Genomic DNA, 991 nt, shown 5'->3' with positions numbered 1-991 from the left:
CCATGGGGAATGTCTGCGACGTACCCATGGCGAGGCCGCTGGGACACAGTCGGGCTCCTACTCCGACAAACGAAACAAGGTGAACGTGGGAACCACCTCGCACGGGTTCCCGGACGGCCAGCAGCCAGTCGGTCGACCGGGATAGGCGCACCGACCGCCGAACCGGTGGGGTGGGGCGGAGCCGCCGTAGTACTCCGAGCCAGGGAGAGCCTGTGCACATGGGGAAGGGCGGCAGCGGTATCGAGAAGGGATGGAGGCTGTGATGCCGGAAGACGCACCGCCGAATGGCGGTGCTCCGCGTGAGAGCGACCGTGAGGAAGCGTTCGCGCGGGTATCGGGGATGCAGGCCAAACTTCACCGTTGGGCGGCGGCTGATCCTGACCGCCGGTTCGATGACCTGTTCAACTTCGTGTATGACCCGGCGACGCTGATCGTGGCGTTTGCCCGGGTCGCGGGCAACCAGGGTGCCCGGACAGCCGGGGTCGACGGCCTGAGGGTCGCCGATATCCGCGAGGCCGGGGTGCCTGGGTTCCTGAACGACCTGCGTGCTCAGGTGAAAGCGGGCACGTTCCGGCCGTTGCCGGTACGGGAGCGTGTGATCCCGAAGCCGGGTGGGTCGGGGAAGGTTCGGCGGCTGGGAATTTCGGCGGTCACCGACCGGGTCGTGCAGGCCGCGCTGAAGCTGGTACTGGAGCCGATCTTCGAGGCTGATTTCGAGCCTGTGTCGTATGGCTTCCGGCCCCGGCGGCGGGCTCAGGACGCGGTGGCCGAGATCCACTTCTACGGAACCCGGGGCTATCACTGGGTGCTGGACGCGGACATCGAGGCGTGTTTCGACGAGATCGGGCATGTCGCTTTGATGGACCGGGTCCGGCGGCGGATCAAGGACAAACGTGTCCTGGCGCTGGTCAAGGCGTTCCTGAAGGCTGGGGTCCTCACGGAACTCGGCGAAAACAGGGAGACGCACACCGGCACGCCGCAGGGGGGAATT

1 protein-coding gene is annotated in these 991 nt (G+C 66.7%); it reads left to right on the top strand.

Features of this window, described 5'->3' with window-relative positions; genetic code table 11:
- Window positions 1–262 precede the first annotated feature (262 nt).
- A partial coding sequence (locus MJ797_RS26450; protein WP_255739542.1) for a reverse transcriptase domain-containing protein occupies window positions 263–991 on the top strand: 729 nt, incomplete at its 3' end.

The sequence above is a fragment of the Protofrankia sp. CiP3 genome (assembly GCF_917627345.1).
In the GTDB taxonomy this organism is placed as follows: Bacteria; Actinomycetota; Actinomycetes; order Frankiales; family Frankiaceae; genus Protofrankia.
The sequence above is the reverse complement of the archived record's forward strand: the minus strand, read 5'-3'. Positions and strand labels throughout refer to the sequence as shown.